The 20,022-nt window shown below is 48.8% G+C and carries 19 protein-coding genes; 12 read left to right on the top strand and 7 right to left on the bottom strand.

What is annotated here, in order from left to right; translation table 11 throughout:
* Window positions 1–105: 105 nt before the first annotated feature.
* The 5 genes from ACFW2W_RS16370 to ACFW2W_RS16350 all read left to right on the top strand — a co-directional run bounded on the left by ACFW2W_RS16370 (window position 106) and on the right by ACFW2W_RS16350 (window position 5,895).
* Window positions 106–1,557 carry a serine/threonine protein kinase gene (locus ACFW2W_RS16370; RefSeq protein WP_378180184.1) on the top strand — a complete coding sequence of 484 codons (1,452 nt, stop codon included), beginning with the start codon at window positions 106–108 and terminating at the stop codon, window positions 1,555–1,557.
* Window positions 1,558–1,626: 69 nt separating this feature from the next.
* Window positions 1,627–1,953 carry a DUF6825 family protein gene (locus ACFW2W_RS16365; protein WP_378180181.1) on the top strand — a complete coding sequence of 109 codons (327 nt, stop codon included), beginning with the start codon at window positions 1,627–1,629 and terminating at the stop codon, window positions 1,951–1,953.
* 132 nt (window positions 1,954–2,085) lie between these two features.
* Window positions 2,086–3,840: an ABC1 kinase family protein gene (locus ACFW2W_RS16360; protein ID WP_378180178.1), complete on the top strand. Its 1,755-nt coding sequence runs from the start codon at window positions 2,086–2,088 to the stop codon at window positions 3,838–3,840.
* Between the two features lie 39 nt (window positions 3,841–3,879).
* Window positions 3,880–4,617 carry a Stp1/IreP family PP2C-type Ser/Thr phosphatase gene (locus ACFW2W_RS16355; protein WP_378180175.1) on the top strand — a complete coding sequence of 246 codons (738 nt, stop codon included), beginning with the start codon at window positions 3,880–3,882 and terminating at the stop codon, window positions 4,615–4,617.
* Between the two features lie 60 nt (window positions 4,618–4,677).
* Window positions 4,678–5,895 (top strand): glycosyltransferase, encoded by a 1,218-nt coding sequence (locus ACFW2W_RS16350; protein WP_378180172.1) that lies wholly within the window; start codon window positions 4,678–4,680, stop codon window positions 5,893–5,895.
* On the opposite strand, the gene ACFW2W_RS16345 is transcribed toward ACFW2W_RS16350, so the two are convergent.
* Window positions 5,856–7,118, bottom strand: coding sequence for a glycosyltransferase family 4 protein (locus tag ACFW2W_RS16345; protein WP_378180169.1), 1,263 nt, complete (start codon window positions 7,116–7,118; stop codon window positions 5,856–5,858). The two genes, ACFW2W_RS16350 and ACFW2W_RS16345, sit on opposite strands and share 40 nt — an antisense overlap.
* 164 nt (window positions 7,119–7,282) lie before the next feature.
* On the opposite strand from ACFW2W_RS16345, the gene ACFW2W_RS16340 reads away from it, so the two are divergent.
* From ACFW2W_RS16340 to ACFW2W_RS16325, 4 genes are all read left to right on the top strand, one after another.
* Window positions 7,283–8,206, top strand: coding sequence for a hypothetical protein (locus ACFW2W_RS16340; protein ID WP_378180166.1), 924 nt, complete (start codon window positions 7,283–7,285; stop codon window positions 8,204–8,206).
* Between the two features lie 101 nt (window positions 8,207–8,307).
* Window positions 8,308–9,003, top strand: coding sequence for a hypothetical protein (locus tag ACFW2W_RS16335; protein ID WP_378180163.1), 696 nt, complete (start codon window positions 8,308–8,310; stop codon window positions 9,001–9,003).
* Window positions 9,004–9,006: 3 nt separating this feature from the next.
* Window positions 9,007–9,660: an FHA domain-containing protein gene (locus ACFW2W_RS16330; protein WP_378180160.1), complete on the top strand. Its 654-nt coding sequence runs from the start codon at window positions 9,007–9,009 to the stop codon at window positions 9,658–9,660.
* Window positions 9,661–9,738: 78 nt separating this feature from the next.
* A complete protein-coding gene (locus tag ACFW2W_RS16325) occupies window positions 9,739–10,776 on the top strand; it encodes a UDP-N-acetylglucosamine--LPS N-acetylglucosamine transferase (RefSeq protein WP_378180157.1) in 1,038 nt (345 codons plus the stop codon).
* An 83-nt stretch (window positions 10,777–10,859) separates the two neighbouring features.
* Here the strand turns inward: ACFW2W_RS16325 and trmFO are convergent, their stop codons facing one another.
* The 5 genes from trmFO to ACFW2W_RS16300 form a co-directional block, all read right to left on the bottom strand.
* On the bottom strand, window positions 10,860–12,206 hold the full coding sequence (gene trmFO, locus ACFW2W_RS16320) for an FADH(2)-oxidizing methylenetetrahydrofolate--tRNA-(uracil(54)-C(5))-methyltransferase TrmFO (RefSeq protein ID WP_378180361.1): 1,347 nt from the start codon (window positions 12,204–12,206) through the stop codon (window positions 10,860–10,862).
* A 155-nt stretch (window positions 12,207–12,361) separates the two neighbouring features.
* Window positions 12,362–13,864 (bottom strand): site-2 protease family protein, encoded by a 1,503-nt coding sequence (locus ACFW2W_RS16315; RefSeq protein WP_378180154.1) that lies wholly within the window; start codon window positions 13,862–13,864, stop codon window positions 12,362–12,364.
* 45 nt (window positions 13,865–13,909) lie between these two features.
* Window positions 13,910–14,053 (bottom strand): hypothetical protein, encoded by a 144-nt coding sequence (locus ACFW2W_RS16310; RefSeq protein ID WP_378180151.1) that lies wholly within the window; start codon window positions 14,051–14,053, stop codon window positions 13,910–13,912.
* 48 nt (window positions 14,054–14,101) lie between these two features.
* On the bottom strand, window positions 14,102–14,224 hold the full coding sequence (locus ACFW2W_RS16305) for a hypothetical protein (protein WP_378180148.1): 123 nt from the start codon (window positions 14,222–14,224) through the stop codon (window positions 14,102–14,104).
* Between the two features lie 11 nt (window positions 14,225–14,235).
* Window positions 14,236–17,181: an ATP-binding protein gene (locus ACFW2W_RS16300; RefSeq protein WP_378180145.1), complete on the bottom strand. Its 2,946-nt coding sequence runs from the start codon at window positions 17,179–17,181 to the stop codon at window positions 14,236–14,238.
* 4 nt (window positions 17,182–17,185) lie between these two features.
* Between ACFW2W_RS16300 and ACFW2W_RS16295 the strand changes: the two genes are divergently transcribed.
* Entirely contained in the window at window positions 17,186–17,350 is a 165-nt protein-coding gene (locus ACFW2W_RS16295; protein WP_378180142.1) for a hypothetical protein, read from the top strand.
* Between the two features lie 392 nt (window positions 17,351–17,742).
* Window positions 17,743–17,922: a hypothetical protein gene (locus ACFW2W_RS16290; protein WP_378180139.1), complete on the top strand. Its 180-nt coding sequence runs from the start codon at window positions 17,743–17,745 to the stop codon at window positions 17,920–17,922.
* On the opposite strand, the gene ctpA is transcribed toward ACFW2W_RS16290, so the two are convergent.
* A complete protein-coding gene (gene ctpA / locus ACFW2W_RS16285; protein ID WP_378180136.1) occupies window positions 17,887–19,122 on the bottom strand; it encodes a carboxyl-terminal processing protease CtpA in 1,236 nt (411 codons plus the stop codon). The two genes, ACFW2W_RS16290 and ctpA, sit on opposite strands and share 36 nt — an antisense overlap.
* 181 nt (window positions 19,123–19,303) lie before the next feature.
* Between ctpA and petB the strand changes: the two genes are divergently transcribed.
* A complete protein-coding gene (petB, locus tag ACFW2W_RS16280; RefSeq protein WP_378180133.1) occupies window positions 19,304–19,972 on the top strand; it encodes a cytochrome b6 in 669 nt (222 codons plus the stop codon).
* The last annotated feature ends 50 nt before the right edge of the window (window positions 19,973–20,022 follow it).

The raw sequence follows: 20,022 nt of genomic DNA, 5'->3' as shown, positions 1-20,022 counted from the left end.
CCAGCAGTAGGTAGCCGGGTAATCAACCGCCGCTACCTATTTCCTAGGACTCAAAACTCGGTACCAAGACGGTAGCATAGTTGGGAAAACTGTAACAAATCTTTAATGAACTTAACGGCTGGAGCAGTCCTGAAGAACGGCAAATACGTCCTCGACGCCCCACTGGGTCAAGGTATCTTTGGGATCACCTACCGGGCGACTCATACTCAGTCGGGGAAAGCGGTCGTCATCAAAACCCTCAACGACAGTCTGCGGACTCATCCCGATTTTGAGCGGTTTGGGCAGCAATTTCTTACCCAGGCACGTCGCCTTGCCCGCTGCAAGCATCCTCACCTGGTTCGGGTTCTCGACTTGTTTGAGGAATCTCGGCGATGTTTCATTGTCATGGAGTTTATACCGGGGCAGACCCTGGCTGAATCGCTGCCAGCAGGTCAGATGTTGCCAGAAGCACAAGCCCTTGGCTATATTCGTCAAATTGGCAGTGCCCTAAATGTTATCCACAAGGCAGGTTTACTGCACCGAGATGTCAAACCCCAAAACATCATCCGGCGTCAAGGAACTGATGATGTAGTGCTGATAGACGTTGGTTTTGGCGATGAATTTACGCAGGGAGTGACGCAAACCCAAGCCAATTTGCTGAATCCCGGATATGCGCCAATCGAACAATCTCTTTCCCAGAAAAAACTCACCCCAGCGACAGATGTGTATGCTTTAGCAGCAAGTTTGTATTGCTTGCTGACAGGTCAACCGCCGGTTCCGGCACCGCTACGCGATCGCATCCCACTCCCAAATTTAAGGCAAATTCAACCCAAACTCAGCCCAACTGCGATCGCGGCAATTTTATGTGGCTTGGAAATCAAAGCCGAGAAGCGTCCCCAAAAAGTAGAAGATTGGCTATCCCTGTTGCCAGCTAGCAAGGCTCCACAGGTTCACAGGGCGACCCAAACGGCTCGTCCCCCTGTGAATCTCCCCAAATCTCAGCCTGCCCCCCAAAAGCGGCAACCAGCCAGCAACAAGAAACCGGAGACATCGATTGCCAGCGGAGTGAACTGGAATCTCAGTCAGGATGTGAAGCGACCGGGCAAAACCCGCCCCGCAAAAACTCAGCCTGCTATTGTTAGTGCTGCCCCGAAAAAACTCAAAACAGCGATACGGGCAACCTTCCCGATTGCCCTCGCCAAACTGAAAATCTCGTTAGAGAGTTTCAAGATTCCAGAGGCGATAACCCTTGTCTCTACAAAGCTTGGCTCGTCAGCGGGCATTCCTAGCTTACAAAACTTAAAGTTTCCCAAACTGACACTAGCCAGAGGGCTGATGATCACAGCAGCGATCGCTACCTGTACGGGTGCTGGATTTGGCTTAGCAGTTCGCTTGAACAAAGCAATGGGGCCAGGATCTTCTATCCTGCACACCGAACAATCCTTTCCACCCCGCGACGACTGGCCCATCTCAGACACCCCCGATCCCACTTCCAGCGCTAATCTGCTATCACCCCCCGCTGCCGTTGTCGCACCCGTGCCACCTTCCCCAGGCACACTGCCAAAGCCTGAGCTGTAACCTAGGCTGTAGGTAGTATTGAGAGCAAGCAAGTTATAATTTGTTACGGACGCACAAATAGATTTTTTCATGACTAATCCTGTAGTTCATGCATTTTTTCTCGGCAGAGCGGTTGCAGAAGCTCTGAATGAACAGGTAGAAAACGCCGTCACCAATGCTCTCTCGGAACTCGGCAAATTTGATGCTGAACAACGAGAGTCTTTGCGGCACTTCACCTCACGAGTGACCGAACGCTCTGACGCCCAAGCTGAAACGGTGATGCGGGGGCGAACCACTACCAGCATTGTGCCTCAAGGCAACCAAACCACAGATTTGCAAGCGACGATTGATGAACTTCGGGCAGAAGTCGCTCGCTTTCGCTCCGAATTACAACGCTATCGCAGCCGCTCAGTATAAATTCTGTTAGCGTACCAGCGCTCTGTTCGCGTGCTGAGTGGGAATTCAGTTGTGAGTTGTTAGTTATCCAAAACTCTCAAAACTCAACTGCTCTTGCGCCAATTACTTGAAAAAACCGACTTAGGAATCCGAGTGTCAGCCTATCCTAATGACTCTAAACTGAAGCGATACGCGGCTAGCACGCCGAGTGCCCAGCGTGCCGCTGATAAAGCCCGTAAGGATAAGGCTTATCGGTGGAACCGCGAAAGTTACTCCCACCAACGGCGCTTCTTAGATATTTGGGGGTTTGTTTTAACCTTATTGTTTAAGCTCTGGCGCTACAACAAATCTTGGAGCTATCAGGGCGGAGTTACAGAGGAAAAACAAGTCCACAGACGCAGAGCGCAAGCCATTTGGATTCGAGAGACGTTCTTAGACTTAGGGCCAACTTTTATTAAAGTCGGGCAGCTGTTCTCCACCCGTGCCGATTTATTCCCCTCGGAGTATGTGGAGGAACTTTCTAAGCTGCAAGACAAGGTGCCTGCTTTTAGTTACGAACAAGCTGAGGTGATGATTGAGAAGGACTTCGGCAAGAAAGTTTCGCAACTTTACCGCACTTTTGACCCGATTCCCCTCGCGGCTGCTAGCTTGGGACAGGTACATAAAGCAACTCTCCACAGCGGCGAAGAAGTCGTGGTCAAGGTACAACGACCCGGACTGCGGCAGCTGTTTACGGTTGATTTGCAAATTCTTAGAGGAATTGCCCGTTTCTTTCAAAACCATCCCGACTGGGGTCGAGGTCGTGACTGGCTGGGAATCTATGAGGAGTGCAGCCGAATTCTTTGGGAAGAAATTGATTACCTGAATGAAGGCAGCAACGCCGATACGTTTCGCCGCAACTTCCGCGCCTATGATTGGGTAAAGGTGCCGCGTGTCTACTGGCGATATACGTCGCCACGGGTTGTAACTCTTGAGTACATTCCGGGGATTAAAATAAGTCACTATGAAGCGCTGGAAGCAGCGGGGCTGGATCGAAAGGAACTGGCTCACATGGGTGCAAAAGCTTACCTGCAACAATTGCTCAACGATGGCTTCTTCCACGCCGACCCTCACCCTGGCAATATCGCAGTCAGTCCCGAAGGTGCCCTAATTTTCTATGATTTCGGCATGATGGGGCGGATCAAGTCCAACATTCGCGAGCAACTGATGGAAACGCTGTTTGGCATTGCCCAAAAAGATGGCGACCGAGTGATGAATTCGCTCGTCGAAATGGGAGCGCTGGCAGTGGTTGATGATATGGGACCCGTGCGGCGATCGATTCAGTATATGCTGGATCACTTTATGGATAAGCCGTTTGAAAACCAATCGGTGAGTCAAATTAGTGAAGACCTTTATGAAATTGCTTACGACCAACCTTTTCGGTTTCCGGCGACTTTTACCTTTGTGATGCGAGCCTTCTCAACTTTAGAAGGCGTTGGAAAAGGCTTAGACCCGGAATTTAACTTTATGGAGGTTGCAAAACCCTTTGCAATGCAGCTTATGGCAGATAGTAATGGCAGTAATAGTAGTAGCTTCTTTAATGAATTAGGACGGCAAGCGGCTCAAGTTAGCAGTACGGCTTTGAGTTTGCCCCGGCGGATTGAGGATACGATTGAGAAATTAGAGCAGGGGGACTTGCGAATTCGAGTGCGATCTATCGAAAGCGATCGCATTCTCCGGCGAATGAGTAGCATTCAGTTGGGAACTAACTATACTTTGCTCATCAGTGCCTTCACCCTATCAGCCACTATCCTCTTCGTTCAGGGTTATGTCGGGCTGGCAGTCGTGGTTGCTCTGGCGGCATCTGCCCTAGCTTTTGTCCTCATTCGCTTGCTCATGCGCCTCGACCGATTTGATCGGATGTTTTGATTCGGGTAAAGTAAAGTTGCTGTTGCCAGCAGACAATATATGATTCCTCGCTCCACGGGCCTCTCTGATGCGGGACTTCTTCGTTCCGTCAACCAAGATGACTACCATATCGACCCTGATGGGCGATTTTTCATAGTTGCTGATGGCATGGGAGGCCATGCAGGAGGCCAGGAGGCCAGCCAAATCGCCACTCAGGCTATCCACACCTATCTCAACGAGCATTGGCATTCCGGCGAGACTTGCCAAGCGTTATTAGAAAAAGCCTTCTTGGAAGCAAATCAGGCGATTCTACAAGATCAATCTAATCATCCAGAACGCTCAGATATGGGCACGACAGGCGTTGTGGTGATGTTTCGCCAACAGCAGCCTTGGGTCGCTCATGTGGGTGACTCTCGCCTTTATCGAATGCGAGGGGCAACTCTAGAGCAAATAACTGAGGATCATACTTGGGTGGCACGGGCGATGAAAGCCGGGGAGCTGACTTCCGAACAAGCTAAAATGCACCCGTGGCGTCACGTATTGTCTCAGTGTCTGGGTCGTAAAGATTTGCGTCTGATTGATATCCAACCGCTGGATGTGCAGGCAGGCGACAGACTGCTGCTGTGTAGCGATGGACTCACCGAAGAACTCTCCGATCAGTTGATTGCAACTCACCTCAAGTCTACCTCCTTGAAAAATGCAGCCGCCGCCCTTGTCGAGTCTGCTAAAGATAAGGGGGGCAGAGACAATATCACAGTGGTGCTGGTAGCGATTGACGGCGCGAGTGAGAAGGAATAGCGATCGCGGGGCGCGAGACTTTAGACAGTCCTAGCCGATACAGCAATACTTTAGAGTCGCTTGAGACGTCTTCTTTTTCTCACGGAACGATTTCCCCCAGATATGGGCGGGTTAGCGAGTAGTGCGGGGCGCATCGCTGCCGCCCTCTGCCAGTTGGGCATTGAAGTAGACGTTGTGGCGTGGAGTCGTTACTTGCAACCGGGAGAAGTCCGGAGTTCAGATGTTGCTAGCGGGGCAACCGGGCACGCCGAAAGTCAAAATTTCCAAATCATCAAACATCTCAAAGTCCATCGGGTGGGGCTATATCGCCACTGGGATATGACGATGCCCCATACGCTCAACGTCCTCGACTGGCTGCATCAGTGCCGTGGGTACGATGCTGTTTGGGGGCACTATGTCTTCCCCAGTGGTTTCTTAGCCACTTGGTTTGCAGCGACAAATGGACTTCCCAGCACCGTAAGCGCCCGTGGGAATGATATCGATCGAGCCATGTTTCCACCGGGGGACTTTGCGCGACTGCAATGGACGCTGTTAAACGCCCGTTTGATTACGGCGGTGAGTGCTGATATGGCGCGAAAGATTCAGCTACTCGCCCAGCGGGATGATGTGATGGTTTTGAAAAATGGCGTCAACGAGCGGGTATTTTCGCCCGCCATTGTCGGGGCAACTCATGAATCATCCCTTCTCAGAGCATCTTTGGGCATTGCCCCTGATGAAGCGGTACTGGGATTTTCCGGGGAATTGCGAGAAAAGAAAGGACAGCAGTTTCTGCTGAATGCCTTAACAACAGTCCGCGCCCAACGTCCTGCCTGTTTATTAATTATCGGGGAAGTGCGGGCGTCTCAAGAAGCGGCACTACAACTTTATGCGACTCAGCATCCAGAAGACGCGAAGCGGATTATTATCACCGGACATTTAGAGAGTCCTGCGGCGGTAGCTGGGCATCTGCGGCTGTGTGATGTCTATCTGCAACCGTCCGTGTGGGAGGGGATGCCGAATGCGTTGCTAGAAGCGATCGCCTGTGGTTGTTGCTGTATTGCCAGCGATGCAGGTGGGATTCCAGAGGTGATTGAGCATGGAAAAAGTGGATTTTTGCTGCCTCGTTCCCAGTTACATCGACTGGGTGAGGCGGTGCTGGAGTGTTTAGATTTAGAACCAAGTGCTAGGCGTCAGATTGGGATGGCAGGGCGCGATCGCATTCTCGCTGAATTTTCTCTAAAACATGAAAACCGGCGGCTTCAAACTGTTATCGATCGTTTAATACCAATTTCTTCATAAGCTGCCACCAAAGCATCACCCGCGTGTTTCCAAGTGTAATCATTCTCGATCTGCTGACGGGCATTCCTCGCCAAATTTGTTGCCAATTCCGGTTCTATTTTTAACCTCAGCAAGGCATCTTTAATTGCCTTCGCGGAACCCGGTTTAACCAGCAGGAAATGCACCCCATCCACACCCAATTCTCTCACCACTGGTAAATCGCTAGCAATCACCGGCGTACCTGTCGCCATTCCTTCCAAAATCTTTAAAGGACAACAACCCTGAACCAGATTTCGGTCATTCGGCGTCAATGGAGCCAAAATTACATCAGCAGCATGGATTTTTTGGACGAGTTCCGCTTGCGATACAGGGTCTAAAATAGTGAGATACTCTGCTACTCCCAACTTTAAAGCTAGCTGTTTTAAGGCTAAAAGCTGAAAGTCACGAGCCTGCCCAATTACTGTCAATTCAGTAGGAAAATCGCGGACAGCAAGTGCCAGCGCTTCAACGGCAAGATTGACCCCTTGCCAAGCGGAAAACGTACCGAAATATAACAGGCGAAACCGAGGCTGAGCCTTTCTTGAATCATTTCCAATCTGTAGGGGTGGGGTTTCCTCCTGATAACAAATATTTGGATACTCTACATCCCTAAACTTTGAAGGACAATATGTAAATACATCTAAATCAACTCCATTGGGAATGACGCGGATTTTTGATTCGGGAACACCTCTTGTTTGGAGATAGTTTCTGGTGACGAAACTAGGTGTCAAAATTAAATCTGAGGCTTCTAGACAAATTTGTTCTTGTGTCTTCAATTTATGCAACAATTCCCGATCATCTGCCACTGCTGGATAGCGATACTTGAGTTCAATGGATGGCAATCCATTGACTTCAAAAATTAAGTTATTACATATTTTTTCTTTATTCAGCGCAATGGGAAAACCTTCATAAATAGAACGGATATGCACCGCCTCAAACCACTTATTCTGCCACCAACTGCCCAGCATGGCACGGAAATACAACACTCGGTTAATGAGCGTATCTCCTAGCGCAGGTAACATAGATTGGATAACATGGGGTGATTCCCGCTGATTCGCCGCGTAGGCTGTCGGGGAAACTGTCACTAGCTCAATGTCAGCAAAAGCATCTGCCAAAGCTTGAGTAAAAGCGGCAATATGAATTGCGGCTCCCTTGGGCGCTGGTACGGTATCGAAAGAAATGTAGGCTATTCTAGAATCGTTCATCAATTAGACCATGACTCAATTTTGCCATAAAATTCTAACTTTTTGTAACAATAGTTGCCACTTCTGAGAATGCATCTGCTATCAAAGCGGTTGAGCGTGATTTGATGTAAGCGATCGCTACCTTACGTAATACCCTATTCATTGAGATTAAATTTTTTTTACAAATGCCAATAAATTTAGAAAAGTTTCGCAAAGATTTGACTTATTCTGTGACTGCTACTATTTCTGATATTGTCAAAGACTTAAGTGAAATAGCAACCCTAGATAGAGCCTCAGAGGCAAAGCAGGCAGAGTTTGGTAGTTTGGCAACTAAATGTGTTATTGGGGCGATTAGTTCAATTGTTCTAGCCTTCATTTTAATGATATTTGTAGGAGAACTGCGAGATAGTTTTCAATTATTTGGAACCCTTTTAATATTCTTATTATTTCTGGCTGGTATTGGATGTACAATCGTAGCAATTTATGCAGGGATAAGGCGGAGTAAATATAGGCGATTGAATCTCCCAAATCATCGCTATGAATTAACGAAAAAAGTTTTGGAAATGCTGGAGCGAGATGTGGATAAGGAAGCTAATGTCAGTGTTCATTTAGTTCTCAGTCCAGCTAATCAAAAATCTAAGCTAATTAAAACAGTTGAGCATCCTTTGAAGTCAGGATTTAAGATAGATATTTTCCAAGATGATTGGCTAAAGATGGAAGGACAATTTTTAGATAAAACTCGTTTTGTAGTAACAACTTCTGAGCTAAATCAGACCGCTTATGGATGGAAGCGTTCTATGAGTGGCAAATCAAAATACAAAACAAAGTCGAAAGCTAAGGGATTAGATATCAGTTTAAATTTAACCTATCCGCCACGACGGTACGGAGCAATCAAAGTTTTGAACAATGAAGTAGTGAATGCAGTAAAACTTCCCCAAATGACTAAGGTAAAACGGATGAGAGTGACGGATAAGGAGATAAAATTGGTCGTAAAAATGCCACCTTCTATGTTCTGGGATCAAGAAAAATTGTATCAAACTATCACGATGATGTTTCTCAGCCTTTATCAAGTTCTAAATTTAGCTCGGATGCTATCTAAAGCAAAGTAAGTAAAAACAAAATAGTATTTAGTTTGTTTGCAAAAATCCAGAATTTTTATCTTGCAAACTGTTGCTAAATAAAGAAGTAATTTAGGTTGAAACTTTGAAGTATGAATAAAATGAGTAGAACATTTTTTTCGGGCTTAGCTTTGGCAGCAGTAATACTGCTAGGTTCTTGCGGTAATTCTGTTAAGCAGGCACCGGAAGTATCTACAACATCTAGTCCGCAAATATCCCCAGTCGCCCAGAATAATAACCCGTCATCGGTGGCTACCAGTACAGATAAAATCAAATTTAAACAAGAGGGTGGGACGGAAGATTTTGCCCTGAAAACAGAGGCGGATGGAGCTAAATTAGTTGATGGCAAGGACAAAGAATTAGCTCGATTTAATGTTGATAATGGGGGGAAAGTAAAAATTAAGAATCCTACCGATAAAGTTTTAGGCTATGTTGTAACAAAAGACGGCTACTGGAAGATTGAAAACGCAGATCAGACAAAAGAATTGTATATTCTGCGAAGACAGAATGATGGAGATTACAAGTTAGAAGATGGGGCGAATAAAGAAATTTACAGAATTAAAGCGCGGGACTATGGTTTTGAAATTGAGTCACCGGATAAACAGTCGCTTTATAAAGTAAAAGTAAAAAATGGGAAAGTTTCTCTGATAAATGCAGCCGAAAAACCAGTTTTTTATACAAAATCGCAGGTAAACCCAATTGCGATCGCTAGTTTCGGATTCGACGTTTTAAGCAAAGAACAAAAAGCCGCTTTAGCTTATGCAGTTAATCGTTCGGGAGGGAAATAACCCTTGCAAATTCAACTGAGTTGGATAGATCCAGTCACCGGCGAACGACGAGAACCCGTGTTAGAGACGCCTGTCGCCTTGGGTCGAGAATTTGCCTCAATGCCCCAAGAAATTGATGGCAATCGGGTTGCTAGAATTGTGTTAGCCAACGAGCAAGTAGCTGAATATCATGCTCTAATTGATGTAGCGAATGGCGAGTTAATCGTAGTCGATCAAAATAGCAGTACCGGCACCTTAATTAACAGCGTCAGGTTGCCCAGTAGTACGCTAATAGATGGCGATCGCTTGCAAATTGGTTCCTACGAAATTCAACTCAACCCCAGAAGCAGAGAAGCTACCAGTTCATCGGGAATCGGTGCAAGTGGAGAATGCGATCGCATGGTAGGATTTCTCTTCAAACGCTGCTGCGGACGCACCACAAACATCGGCTGTCCTTACTGTAGTTACCCGGATAATAACCCCTATTACTACGACTATTCCTATTACTCTGGATATGGTAATTATAATCGCGGTTATTGGGGCAGCAACTACTATGACAACCGCGATCGCTATTATTATGACTCTGAAACCGGCAATGTAGATTTCACCGAAGCAGACAATATAAGTTTGGAAGGGGAAATGGACGCAGATTTTGAGATAGATATGGGGGCAAGTTAAATTTTCAACGCAGAGGTACGCCAAGAAAAAATGATTCCTTAGCGTACCTTTGCGTTCTTTGCGTTGAAAACTCAAAAAATGGCAACTTGGTTGATCTATGCTTTAGGAGGTGGTTGGGGACATCTTACCCGTAGCTTATCTCTCGGACGAATTGCCGCCCGTCATCATCGCGTTAAAATTCTTACGAATAGCCCTTATGCAACTTACTTGCGCGATGAGAGTTGCGATGTGCAAGTAATTGCACCTGACGCTGGTTTTGCGGCGACTTGCGAACAAGTGCGGGATGTTTTATTAAACACCCAATACGACTGTTTAATTGTCGATACTTTTCCTCGCGGGTTGGGTGGTGAATTGGCAGATATTTTGCCCCAGTTAAAGCACATTCCCCGAATTTTAATTCACCGCGATATTAGCCCAGTCTATATTCACCGCTTCGCGTTGCGCTCTTTTGTTGCAGAAAACTTTGATGCGGTTATTGTACCGGGAGATGGAGAAGATTTGCCGCTAGCAGATTTACCAATTGTGCATTACACCAGTCCCTGGTTAATTCGCAATGCTGAGGAACTGCCGGATAGAATGAAGGCGCGATCGCTACTTGGTCTGAATTGCGATCGCCCTGGCGAATATAATTTGCGGGTACACAAACAAAGCCCACCGGCGCGGGTTAGAGAAAAGATTATCCTTGTGTGCGCCGCCGGACAAGCTTCCGAATTATCTTTCTTTGGTAAGTTATCAACTCACCTGAATCAAGCTTTTCCAGACGCGGCGGTGCGTGTCTTAGCACCCATTTGTCCAGAGGGATGTCCGCCGCAGTTATGGGTGTCTCACTCGCCGGGAATTGAATGCCTACCGGCGGCTGATATCGTTGTCGGCGGGGCTGGTTATAACACGGTTTATGAATGTGCTGCTGTGGGCGTCCCGTTAGTCGCTTTTGCCTTTAAGCGACTGTATGACCGTCAAAATGTGAGGGCTTTACGATGCGCCTACTGCGTGCAAGAGATTCATGAAGCGATCGCTACTGTGGCAATGCTGCAAAATCATGTATCCAATCGCCCTGTGGATTATCCTAATGGTGCTGTGGAGGCAGTGCGGCTAATTGAGAACCAATTTACCTGAGCGCACAGATTCCCATTATAAAAGTATACCTCTCAAAACAATTTTGAAAAGTATAATTTGATACAAATAATCAAAAAAAACGATTAGGCGATCGCGGCTTTCCAACTCGCTAAATCGGCAAGGGCGCGATCGCGGTAAACTCCATATCGCTCCTGCTTATTGCGAATTCGAGTCGGTAGTTCCGGCAAAATCCCGAAATTAGGCGGCATCGGTTGAAAATGCTTTGGTGACGCCGAACTAATAAATTCAAACAGCGCCCCCATCATCGTCGTTCCCGGTAGCGTTAGCGGATCTTTCCCCAAAGCCAGCCGCGCCGCATTCGTCCCCGCCAGCCAGCCACCCGCCGCCGCTGCCGTATAGCCCTCCGTTCCCACCAATTGCCCCGCCGCTAGTAACGTAGCGCGTTTGTGGAATTGCAAACAAGGCTTTAACAATTGGGGCGCATTGATAAACGTGTTGCGGTGCATCACGCCCAGCCGCACAAACTCAGCATTTTCCAGCCCTGGAATCAGCTGAAACACCCTCTTTTGTTCGCCCCAGCGCAAATTCGTCTGAAATCCCACCAGATTCCACAACTGCCCCGCCTTATCTTCTTGGCGCAACTGCACCACCGCATAAGGACGTTGCGACTGATTTTCTGGGGCGCGGAAATCGCCTTTACGGGCATCAAACAATCCCACCGGCTTCAACGGACCATAGCGCATCGTATCTTCCCCCCGCTGCGCCAGTTCTTCAATCGGCAAACAAGCTTCAAAAAACTTAGCCGTTTCTCGCTCAAAGTCCTTCAGTTCCGTCTGTTCAGCCTTGCAGAGTTCCTGCCAAAAGTGGAGATATTGCTCCCGATTCATCGGGCAATTGAGATAAGCCGCGTCTCCCTTGTCGTAACGAGAAGCCAAGAAAGCCACATCCTGGTTAATTGATTCTCCCACCACAATCGGGCTGGCGGCATCGAAAAAGCTCATGTATTCCATGCCCGTGAACTGCTGCAAATCTTCAGCCAAATCGGGACTGGTGAGAGGGCCAGTGGTGAGGACGACAATCCCTTCTGTGGGGATTTGGCGCAATTCACCGCGTCGTAACTCAATCAGGGGATGATTCGCTAGCGTTTCTGTCAATTCGCGGCTAAATACGCCCCTATCCACCGCCAAGGCACCCCCAGCGGGAACCGCGTGTTCGTCGGCTTTATTGATAATCATTGAGCCGAGACGACGCAATTCTTCATGCAAAAGACCGGCGGCGCGATCGCTCGACATCGCCCCAAAAGAATTACTGCACACCAGTTCTGCCAAGTGTTCTGAGTGATGGGCGGGGCTAAACCGCAGCGGTCGCATTTCGTGCAGCACCACCGGCACACCCGCATTAGCAATTTGCCACGCCGCTTCTGTCCCCGCTAAACCACCACCTATTACATGAATCGGCTGTTTTTCCATCATTTTTATTTGTTTGCTAATGGCTAATGGCTAATGGCAATTACCAATTAAGTAGACAGACTTAATTATTTGTAGGATGGGTAGAATGTTGGGTTTCGTCCCTCAACCCAACCTACAAAACGATCGGGTTTAATTGAGTTCTTTTACTTACCCGATCAAACCTTCAACAACTGCGCGAGACTTCCTGGAACTGGCAATAGAATGCTCACTAAAAGCGCCAAAGCCAACAATCCCCAGAAATCGCGCTTGTTGTCAAGTTCGCTCACATCATTCAGCGCCGGTTCATCAGAAACTGGCATCAAGAATAAGAATATTGCCCAATAAAACAAATCCGGCTGAATCAGAGACAATCCCAGCATCAACAGCCTGCTAATTTGACCAATCATCGCCCCAGTTCGTTGTCCAAACATGGCGTGGACAATGTGACCGCCATCCAGATGTCCCACCGGCATCAACTTAAACGCCGTCCACACAAAACCGATATAAGCCGCCACTCCCACTGGGTGAAGCTTGATTGCCATGTTTGCGGTCAGTTCAGATCCCAGTGCCCATTTACTCAGCAAAGTTAATAACAGAGAAAACCGGGGATTCAAAGAAGTGAAGTTTAAGATACTCGACTGCTCCGACAAAGCAACCACATCCGAGTGCGCCAATCCCCAAAACAACAGCGGTAACGTCACCAAAAAACCAGCGACGGAACTGGCAATGCCCAGATCGAATAACGCTTTGCGGCTGGGTACGGGCGATCGCCGCCCAATAAACGCTCCAAACGTGCCCAGGAAAAAAGGTACGGGGATAAAGTAAGGCAGCGTGGTGCGAATTTTGTAATATTGGGCACTCAGGTAATGACCCAGTTCGTGGATGCCTAAGATAGCCACCAATGCCAAAGCATAGGGCAGTCCTTTTAACAGCAAAGCCGGGTTAGATTGCAGGGCGGCGTTAGAAACTTCTGCAATTTCCACCCCCACTAAAGTAGTGGTAAACAAAGTCACGATCAGCAGCCCTAAGGCTAAAGCCGGTCGTTTTAAAGGTTCGGTTTGCTCTTGTGCCTGCGGGTGAGCTTGGGGATTGGGAACCAGCGCAAAGAACGGACTCCCATTCAAACCTTCTTGAAAGACAACAAAGAAGCGATCGCCAAATAATCTCTCAATATTCTCCCGAATTGTCTGGTACGCCACCTCCGGGTTAGTTCGCAACTTGCCGCGACAAATCACCGCTTGGGGTCGGTAATCGATGTTCTGGAGGTAATAGATAGACCAGGGAAAGCAATTGCGAAGATTGGTTTCTTCCGTTTTATCAATCGGACGAACGGTACTCCCTGCGTCGCCAGCAGAGACAGGCTGTACCTCAGATGGATTCTGAGCTTGGTTTTCCGCCACCATTTCTTGCGGTTTTGGCGGCGGGGTAAAATCTCGACGACCCCACTGAATCAGCAGCCAGTACAATAACGGGCAAATGATAAACGGGGAAATCTCCAAAACTGGCGGCATTCGCTTATCTTCACCGTAGACCAGAATCCAGGCACTCCAAATGAATGCCGGTGTCATCATCACCATCCACAAAAGCCAGACTGGGGTTCGGGTGATGTTGGCAACACTGCGCTTCACGATGAAGTAAGTAACCAGTCCTAATAACAGTAGGAGCAACCAGAGTTCCATGATCTAAATCTGAATTGGTCTACAGGAGAATTAACTGGCTAGCAATTAGCCATTTTCCAGATTGGCAATTAACGTGCCAGCCAATTGCTTAAATGAGCAAAGTGCAAGTAGATTCTCCAGAATACAGCGCCACCATCCCGACTGATAACCCCTCGAAGGAACAGCCGCATCCGGCACGTAAAACTTCAACGCGCTGTCCTTGACACCATTTGTGCCTCTCCACCCAATCGGGACACATTAGATGGAACACCCCATTCCATTGTAGAAAACCCAAGGGATATCCCGATCGATTGTTTTGAAGGTTTCCAGAAAAGGCAGTCGGGAGTCGGTAGATTTCATCCATTCCCGGCGATCGCTCATCCCTTACCACCTCAATTGGGATTTTGGGCTAGAAGATAGACCACGAATACCGTTCCCGCGTCTACCTCCGAATGGAAGCTAATCGTGCCGCCGTGCATTTCCACCAGCTGGCGAGTCAAAGCCAATCCCAACCCAGTCCCTTCGTGCTGCCGATTCAGAGAGCTATCAATTTGTTGAAACGCCTCAAACAAAAGATGCTGTTTCTCCATCGGAATCCCAATTCCCGTGTCTGCCACCTCAATCATCGCCCGGTTGCCCTCATACTGCATCCGCAGCCATACCTCGCCCCCAGGCGGTGTGAACTTTACCGCATTCGAGAGTAAATTCAGCAAGATTTGCCGCACGCGCCGTTTATCCCCCCAAAATTCATCGGCGGGAGGCAACCCAGCAAAATCCCCCGTTAGCTTCACCTGTTGGACTTGAGCCTTTTCTTGCAGCAGTTCCAAACTTTCAATCCCTACCTGACCCAGAGAAAACTGACTGAGGGTTAAAGACGCCTTACCGGATTCAATCTTAGACAAATCGAGAATATCGTTAATCAGATGCAACAGGTGCTGTCCGCTATTGTGAATAATCTTGAGATATTCTTTCTGTTTTCCGCTCAGTTCGCCAAAATACGGTTGCATTAAAGCGGAGGACATTCCAATTACAGACGTGAGCGGTGTCCGCAATTCATGACTCATGGTTGCTAGAAACTCAGTTTTCGCCTGAGAAGCTGCATTCGCGGCAGTCAAGGCATCTTGCAACTGCTCGGTTCTCAGAGATAGCGCCTGCTTCGTCTCCACTAGCTCCGTAATTTCACGGAAAGTCCCCAAGCAAGCATAAACCTCGCCATTGGAGTGCTTCAGCGGCACTCTGAAAGTGTCGAAGTGGTGAATCCCATCTGGGAAAACCAGCGTTTCCTGTTCGTGTAGCGTTTCTCCCGATTCAAAAACCCGCAAATTTTGTTTAACAAAAGACTTGGCAATCAGAGGCGGGAAGCATTCTAGAATCGACCGATCCTGAACGGCATATCGATTGTCAAACCCCATCCTTTGAGCAAAAGCATGATTGCAAAAGCGCAGACGCAGATTCTCGCGCTCGACCACAAAAATGTAGTCTGGGTGAGCGTCAAAAAAACTTTCCAGCTCAGCGGTGCGCTCTCGCACCAAGGCTTCTAGAGTTTGGTTTTGCTCCTGAATTTGTTGGTAAAGGGTTGCTTGGTAGATAGCGATCGCCAGTTGGTCGGCAACAGTCGTGATAAACCTTAACTCCGACTCGTGCCAGTAGCGGGGAAATTGATCCTGAGCGAAGGTTAAGCAGCCCCAAATTTTTTGCTGCCGGTGAATCGGCACCATCAACCAAGCGCCAGGATATTTTGCCGCTAAAGAGCGACTCATAGGGTCATCCACCAAGCGCGTATCGCTCACCTGGACAATCTGTAAATTCCGCAGCGATCTGGAACAATAGTTTTTTTGATCGGGAACGATCAAGTTCATAGCTGTGAGAATATCAGCATGAGCGCGATATTCAGTCAGCGGCTTCCAACACCGCTGCTCCTCTAAATACTGAAAAATCAAACATCGGTCTGCCACCAAAAGATGTCCCAGTTCCAGCGTCACCGTTTCAAAGATATGGGACAGTTCTAAAGAAGCCCGGATTTGGGCAACCAGTCGATTTAATAGCGCCGTATGAGTAATCCGTTCCTCTGCTTGCTGGTAAAGCGTTGCCAGGTTGTGTCCTCGCTCTACCAATTGCAGCGCCAGATGCAGTAATTGCCGCTCTCCCGGCTGCCATTCCCGCTTCTCATCCCATTGCTCAAGCACCAGCAAACCAACGAGTCCAGACGCGCCGTGTAGAGATGCCATCTCTCGCGGCTCGATTTCCTGCGGGTGTGTATGCAACCAGGTCAAAAAGACAGATTGGGCAGCCGTCGAGCCAATGTTTCGCTCAGCCGCCCAAGGGTTGCCCTGATGGTGTTTGAGAAGGCAATGTTCGACATTTGCCCATTCAGGATATTGAGTTTGCCGCGCCGAAACGGGGATAGATGAATCGTGAGCGATCGCACTCCACAGGGTACGCTCATCTTTGGCGCTATAGAACCCAATTAAACACCGACTAACCCCAAAAGCCTCTTGAATCAACACCGCCGAGCGCTGCAAAATTACCTGCGCTCCCTGGCTTGACCAGCTAATGCGTAGCAGTTCTTGCAGTAACTTTTCTGGCTGTTGCCAACTCGGCATTAGAGCGTTGGGAATGGGGGATTGGGCAAGATTCGCCTGGGTTCCCGGCTCCCTAGATAAGGCGGGTTTAGTCCGAATGTCGGTTGGAGAGGCAAGAATTATGGCGTCTTTCCGGTTGTCGGTTAAACTCGCCCCGGCACTGCTACAAGCATCTGCTGCTGCTTTTCCTGGCGTCTGAGTGCTAATTTGACTGGTTAATATAGCACTCACCAGCGTTGATGTGAATTCGCTCTGCAAGCCTGGGAGATTGGGTTGAGGGCACCAATCGGCAATGGCTCGCTCGAAAAGAGGGGAGATTTCTGGGGTTAAGTGCAACCCGCGCGGAATTTCGGCGCAAATGCTGCCCAAAATCGCCGGATCGAATCCAAAACACAGCTCGTAAGTATTGGCGTTTGCTGCTGAATTCTCAGTGGCTTTGTAGCTGTGCAACATCACATTGAAGCGATCGCCCAGTCCCAAAATCACCAACGAGGGCACCTTGCTTTTACTCTCTGGTGTTGACCCCAGGGTTCGAGTTAACTTCCGCAGCTTCAACGAACAAGGCAACCATCTGCGTTTATTCTCACAATGGGTTGCCGATGGCTCCCCCATTGCCAGATTCAAATAACAGTTGTGCGAAGTCAGCAGCTCCGGCAAACCCAAAGCACCGGCTTCTGGGGATGCATACCCCCACCGCTCTCCCTTTGATCCTCTCTCCGGGCACAGATCGCTCGGAGTAAAGTCAGACTTACTCACGGCGATGAGTACCACTCTGGAATCTTGTTGTGAAGCTAAAAACTTCAGCAATGAGTGGGCAACAGACAAAACTGTTGACCGACTGATAGAGTATCTGAGATCGTTTGCCAGGAAAACCATGAGCGCGATCGCTATATTTAGGGGTAAAAACACTCACCAGATGTGGTAAGCGTGCCATAAAAATTAACCAACCGCACGGGTCTGTGCGATCGCGGTTGAAACCCTCTCAGCCTCAGATTTTTCCAGAATCTATTTCCACTCAAGCCGAGCATCGCTTGATTCCCAATTTACTTCACTAGCTTCGGTAAATGCACTATTAAGTTTTATCTAAATTGCAGTCAATTTCCCCTTTTTTGAAACTTTGTCCTTACACAGAACTGAAATAAAAAAACTGAAGGCTGTTAACGTCACCGTTACGCCAGCCGTTAGGCGACATCCGTTAGCGCTTTTAGCGTTCTGTTCGGTGCGAAGCACGGACTGAAAACCTAAGTAAGCAAGGCTTACGCAACAGCACCACATCTGAGGGCAACCACAGAGGGATTGAACCCGAAAAAACGCTATATGTATAAGCTTTGCGTAAGTCCTGGTAAGAATTCTCCTCTCTCTGCCCTCCCTCCTCAGTCCTCAGTCCTGACTCCTCCCTCCTCCCTCCTCAGCCCTCAGCCCTCAGTCCTCAGTCCTGACTCCTCCCTCCTCACTCCCGAATCAACTAGCACCAGCAACGACCGCATTAGCGGTTAACACCTCCAACGCCGTTTTGTATTGCTGGTCTGCTTCCGTACCCACTTGGTCAAGCGTAATTGGCTCCAGAGGCACTTCCCGATCTGGCGTGATGCCTAACTTGTTGATATCGTGGTGGCTTGGCGTTTCGTACTTGGCAACTGTTACCGCTAATCCTGACCCATCTGAGAGGTCAAACAAAGATTGAATTAAGCCTTTACCAAAGGTTCGAGCGCCTACCAATTGGGCGCGACCATTGTCTTGAAGCGCCCCAGCTAGAATCTCGCTGGCACTTGCCGATCCCTGATTCACTAAAACAACTAGGGGAGCGTGGGTAAGTGCTGGTGCAGATGCCTCAAAACTGCCCAAAATGCCTTGTCGGTTGACCGTATAGACAATCGTGCCTTCATCCAACCACATCCGGGCAATCTCAATGCCTGCCTGCAACAGTCCTCCCGGATTATTTCTCAAATCGAGCAGATAAGCTTGTGCCCCTTGTTTCTCCAGCTTGGCGACGGCATTCGCCAGCTCAGATGGGGCGTTGGCACTAAACTGACTCAGGCGAATGTAACCCACCGGGACGCTAGAACGGCTGGAATCTAAGACTGCATAAACGGGGTTGAGGGCAATTCGCGATCGCACTAGCTTAAGTTCTTCAGGCGTTTTTCCCTCCCGTTGCACCACGAGCGTCACCTCTGTGCCCGCAGCGCCCCGCATCCGCGCGGCGGCTTCGTCGAGGGTCAGTTGGGCGCTCTGGATGCCATCAATTTCCAGAATCCGATCGCGCGATCGGATTCCCGCCTTCGCGGCTGGCGAACCGTCAATCGGAGCCACCACTTGCAACTCGCCCGTCTCGGCATCAAGGGCAATTTGCAGTCCCACCCCTTGAAGCTCTCCGGAAGTATTCACCTGTAAACTTCGGTATTGGTCGGGTTTCAAAAACCGCGTGAAGGGATCTTCCAGACTTTTGAGCATATTTTGAATTGCCGTGTAAGTCGCCTCGCGATTAGACAGAGGCTGCTTGATCGCCTTTTGACGCGCCATCCACCAGTTTTGTTGATTGAAACTGTCATCCACGTAAGCATAGTTGACAATTCGCCATGCTTCAGAGAGGAGCTGCTGTTCCTCCGTTAAAGCGATCGCTGGCGAACTCCACCAGCTAAACGCAAAGATAGTTTGTATGATTAGTACGAATACAACCCTTAACACTCGTTTGTGCATGACACTCCAATCCCCCTTTCGGGCTATGTTACATTTTTTGTAGAGGCTACGCCTAGACTTCTATCTATCGCGGTGTCTGGTATCCTCCTTGCCGCTTCAAGCCCCCTAAAAAAGCGGCAAACTGTCTCATGGGGTTGGCTCGTGTCAAAAACAGCAATAAATTTTTAGGAACTCTGGGTTCATGTTTTCTAAGCAGGTAACTGATTCAAAAGCCTACAACTGGTTTGAGGAACGCCTGGAGATTCAGGCGCTTGCCGAGGACGTCACCAGCAAGTATGTACCTCCCCACGTAAATATCTTCTACTGCCTTGGTGGGATTACCCTAACTTGCTTTTTAATCCAGTTTGCCACTGGATTTGCCATGACGTTTTACTACAAGCCGACCGTCGCCGAGGCTTTTTCCTCCATCCAGTACATGATGACGGACGTCAACTTCGGTTGGCTGATTCGCTCCATCCACCGCTGGTCCGCCAGCATGATGGTGCTGATGATGATTTTGCACACCTTTCGGGTTTATCTCACCGGCGGTTTCAAAAAGCCCCGCGAGCTGACCTGGGTAACGGGTGTCATTCTGGCTGTGATCACCGTTTCTTTCGGCGTCACCGGCTATTCACTCCCTTGGGATCAGATTGGTTACTGGGCCGTTAAGATTGTCTCCGGCGTCCCCGCTGCGATTCCCTTAGTCGGCGATCAAATCGTCGAGCTGATGCGCGGTAGTTCCAGCGTTGGACAAGCCACTCTGACACGCTTCTACAGCCTGCACACTTTTGTGCTGCCCTGGCTGATTGCCGTCTTCATGTTGCTACACTTCTTGATGATTCGCAAGCAGGGCATCTCTGGCCCATTGTAAAGGAGCCATCGTCGGGGCGGGGTCTTCCTGTCCCTGCCGAGCGGCCAATG

The sequence above is a fragment of the Coleofasciculus sp. H7-2 genome (assembly GCF_042747725.1).
Lineage (GTDB): Bacteria > Cyanobacteriota > Cyanobacteriia > Cyanobacteriales > FACHB-T130 > FACHB-T130.
The sequence above is the reverse complement of the archived record's forward strand: the minus strand, read 5'-3'. Positions and strand labels throughout refer to the sequence as shown.

What these genes read in the sequence shown, in the direction of transcription:
- ACFW2W_RS16355 (WP_378180175.1), top strand. Translation starts at nt 3,880, where the DNA reads ATGATTCCTCGCTCCACGGGCCTCTCTGATGCGGGACTTCTTCGTTCC.
- ACFW2W_RS16315 (WP_378180154.1), bottom strand. Translation starts at nt 13,864, where the DNA reads ATGGAACTCTGGTTGCTCCTACTGTTATTAGGACTGGTTACTTACTTC.
- ACFW2W_RS16345 (WP_378180169.1), bottom strand. Translation starts at nt 7,118, where the DNA reads ATGAACGATTCTAGAATAGCCTACATTTCTTTCGATACCGTACCAGCG.
- ACFW2W_RS16295 (WP_378180142.1), top strand. Translation starts at nt 17,186, where the DNA reads ATGAGTACCACTCTGGAATCTTGTTGTGAAGCTAAAAACTTCAGCAAT.
- ACFW2W_RS16325 (WP_378180157.1), top strand. Translation starts at nt 9,739, where the DNA reads ATGGCAACTTGGTTGATCTATGCTTTAGGAGGTGGTTGGGGACATCTT.
- ACFW2W_RS16365 (WP_378180181.1), top strand. Translation starts at nt 1,627, where the DNA reads ATGACTAATCCTGTAGTTCATGCATTTTTTCTCGGCAGAGCGGTTGCA.
- petB (WP_378180133.1), top strand. Translation starts at nt 19,304, where the DNA reads ATGTTTTCTAAGCAGGTAACTGATTCAAAAGCCTACAACTGGTTTGAG.
- ACFW2W_RS16305 (WP_378180148.1), bottom strand. Translation starts at nt 14,224, where the DNA reads ATGAGCGATCGCCGGGAATGGATGAAATCTACCGACTCCCGACTGCCT.
- ACFW2W_RS16335 (WP_378180163.1), top strand. Translation starts at nt 8,308, where the DNA reads ATGAATAAAATGAGTAGAACATTTTTTTCGGGCTTAGCTTTGGCAGCA.
- ctpA (WP_378180136.1), bottom strand. Translation starts at nt 19,122, where the DNA reads ATGCACAAACGAGTGTTAAGGGTTGTATTCGTACTAATCATACAAACT.
- ACFW2W_RS16290 (WP_378180139.1), top strand. Translation starts at nt 17,743, where the DNA reads ATGTATAAGCTTTGCGTAAGTCCTGGTAAGAATTCTCCTCTCTCTGCC.
- ACFW2W_RS16340 (WP_378180166.1), top strand. Translation starts at nt 7,283, where the DNA reads ATGCCAATAAATTTAGAAAAGTTTCGCAAAGATTTGACTTATTCTGTG.
- trmFO (WP_378180361.1), bottom strand. Translation starts at nt 12,206, where the DNA reads ATGGAAAAACAGCCGATTCATGTAATAGGTGGTGGTTTAGCGGGGACA.
- ACFW2W_RS16370 (WP_378180184.1), top strand. Translation starts at nt 106, where the DNA reads ATGAACTTAACGGCTGGAGCAGTCCTGAAGAACGGCAAATACGTCCTC.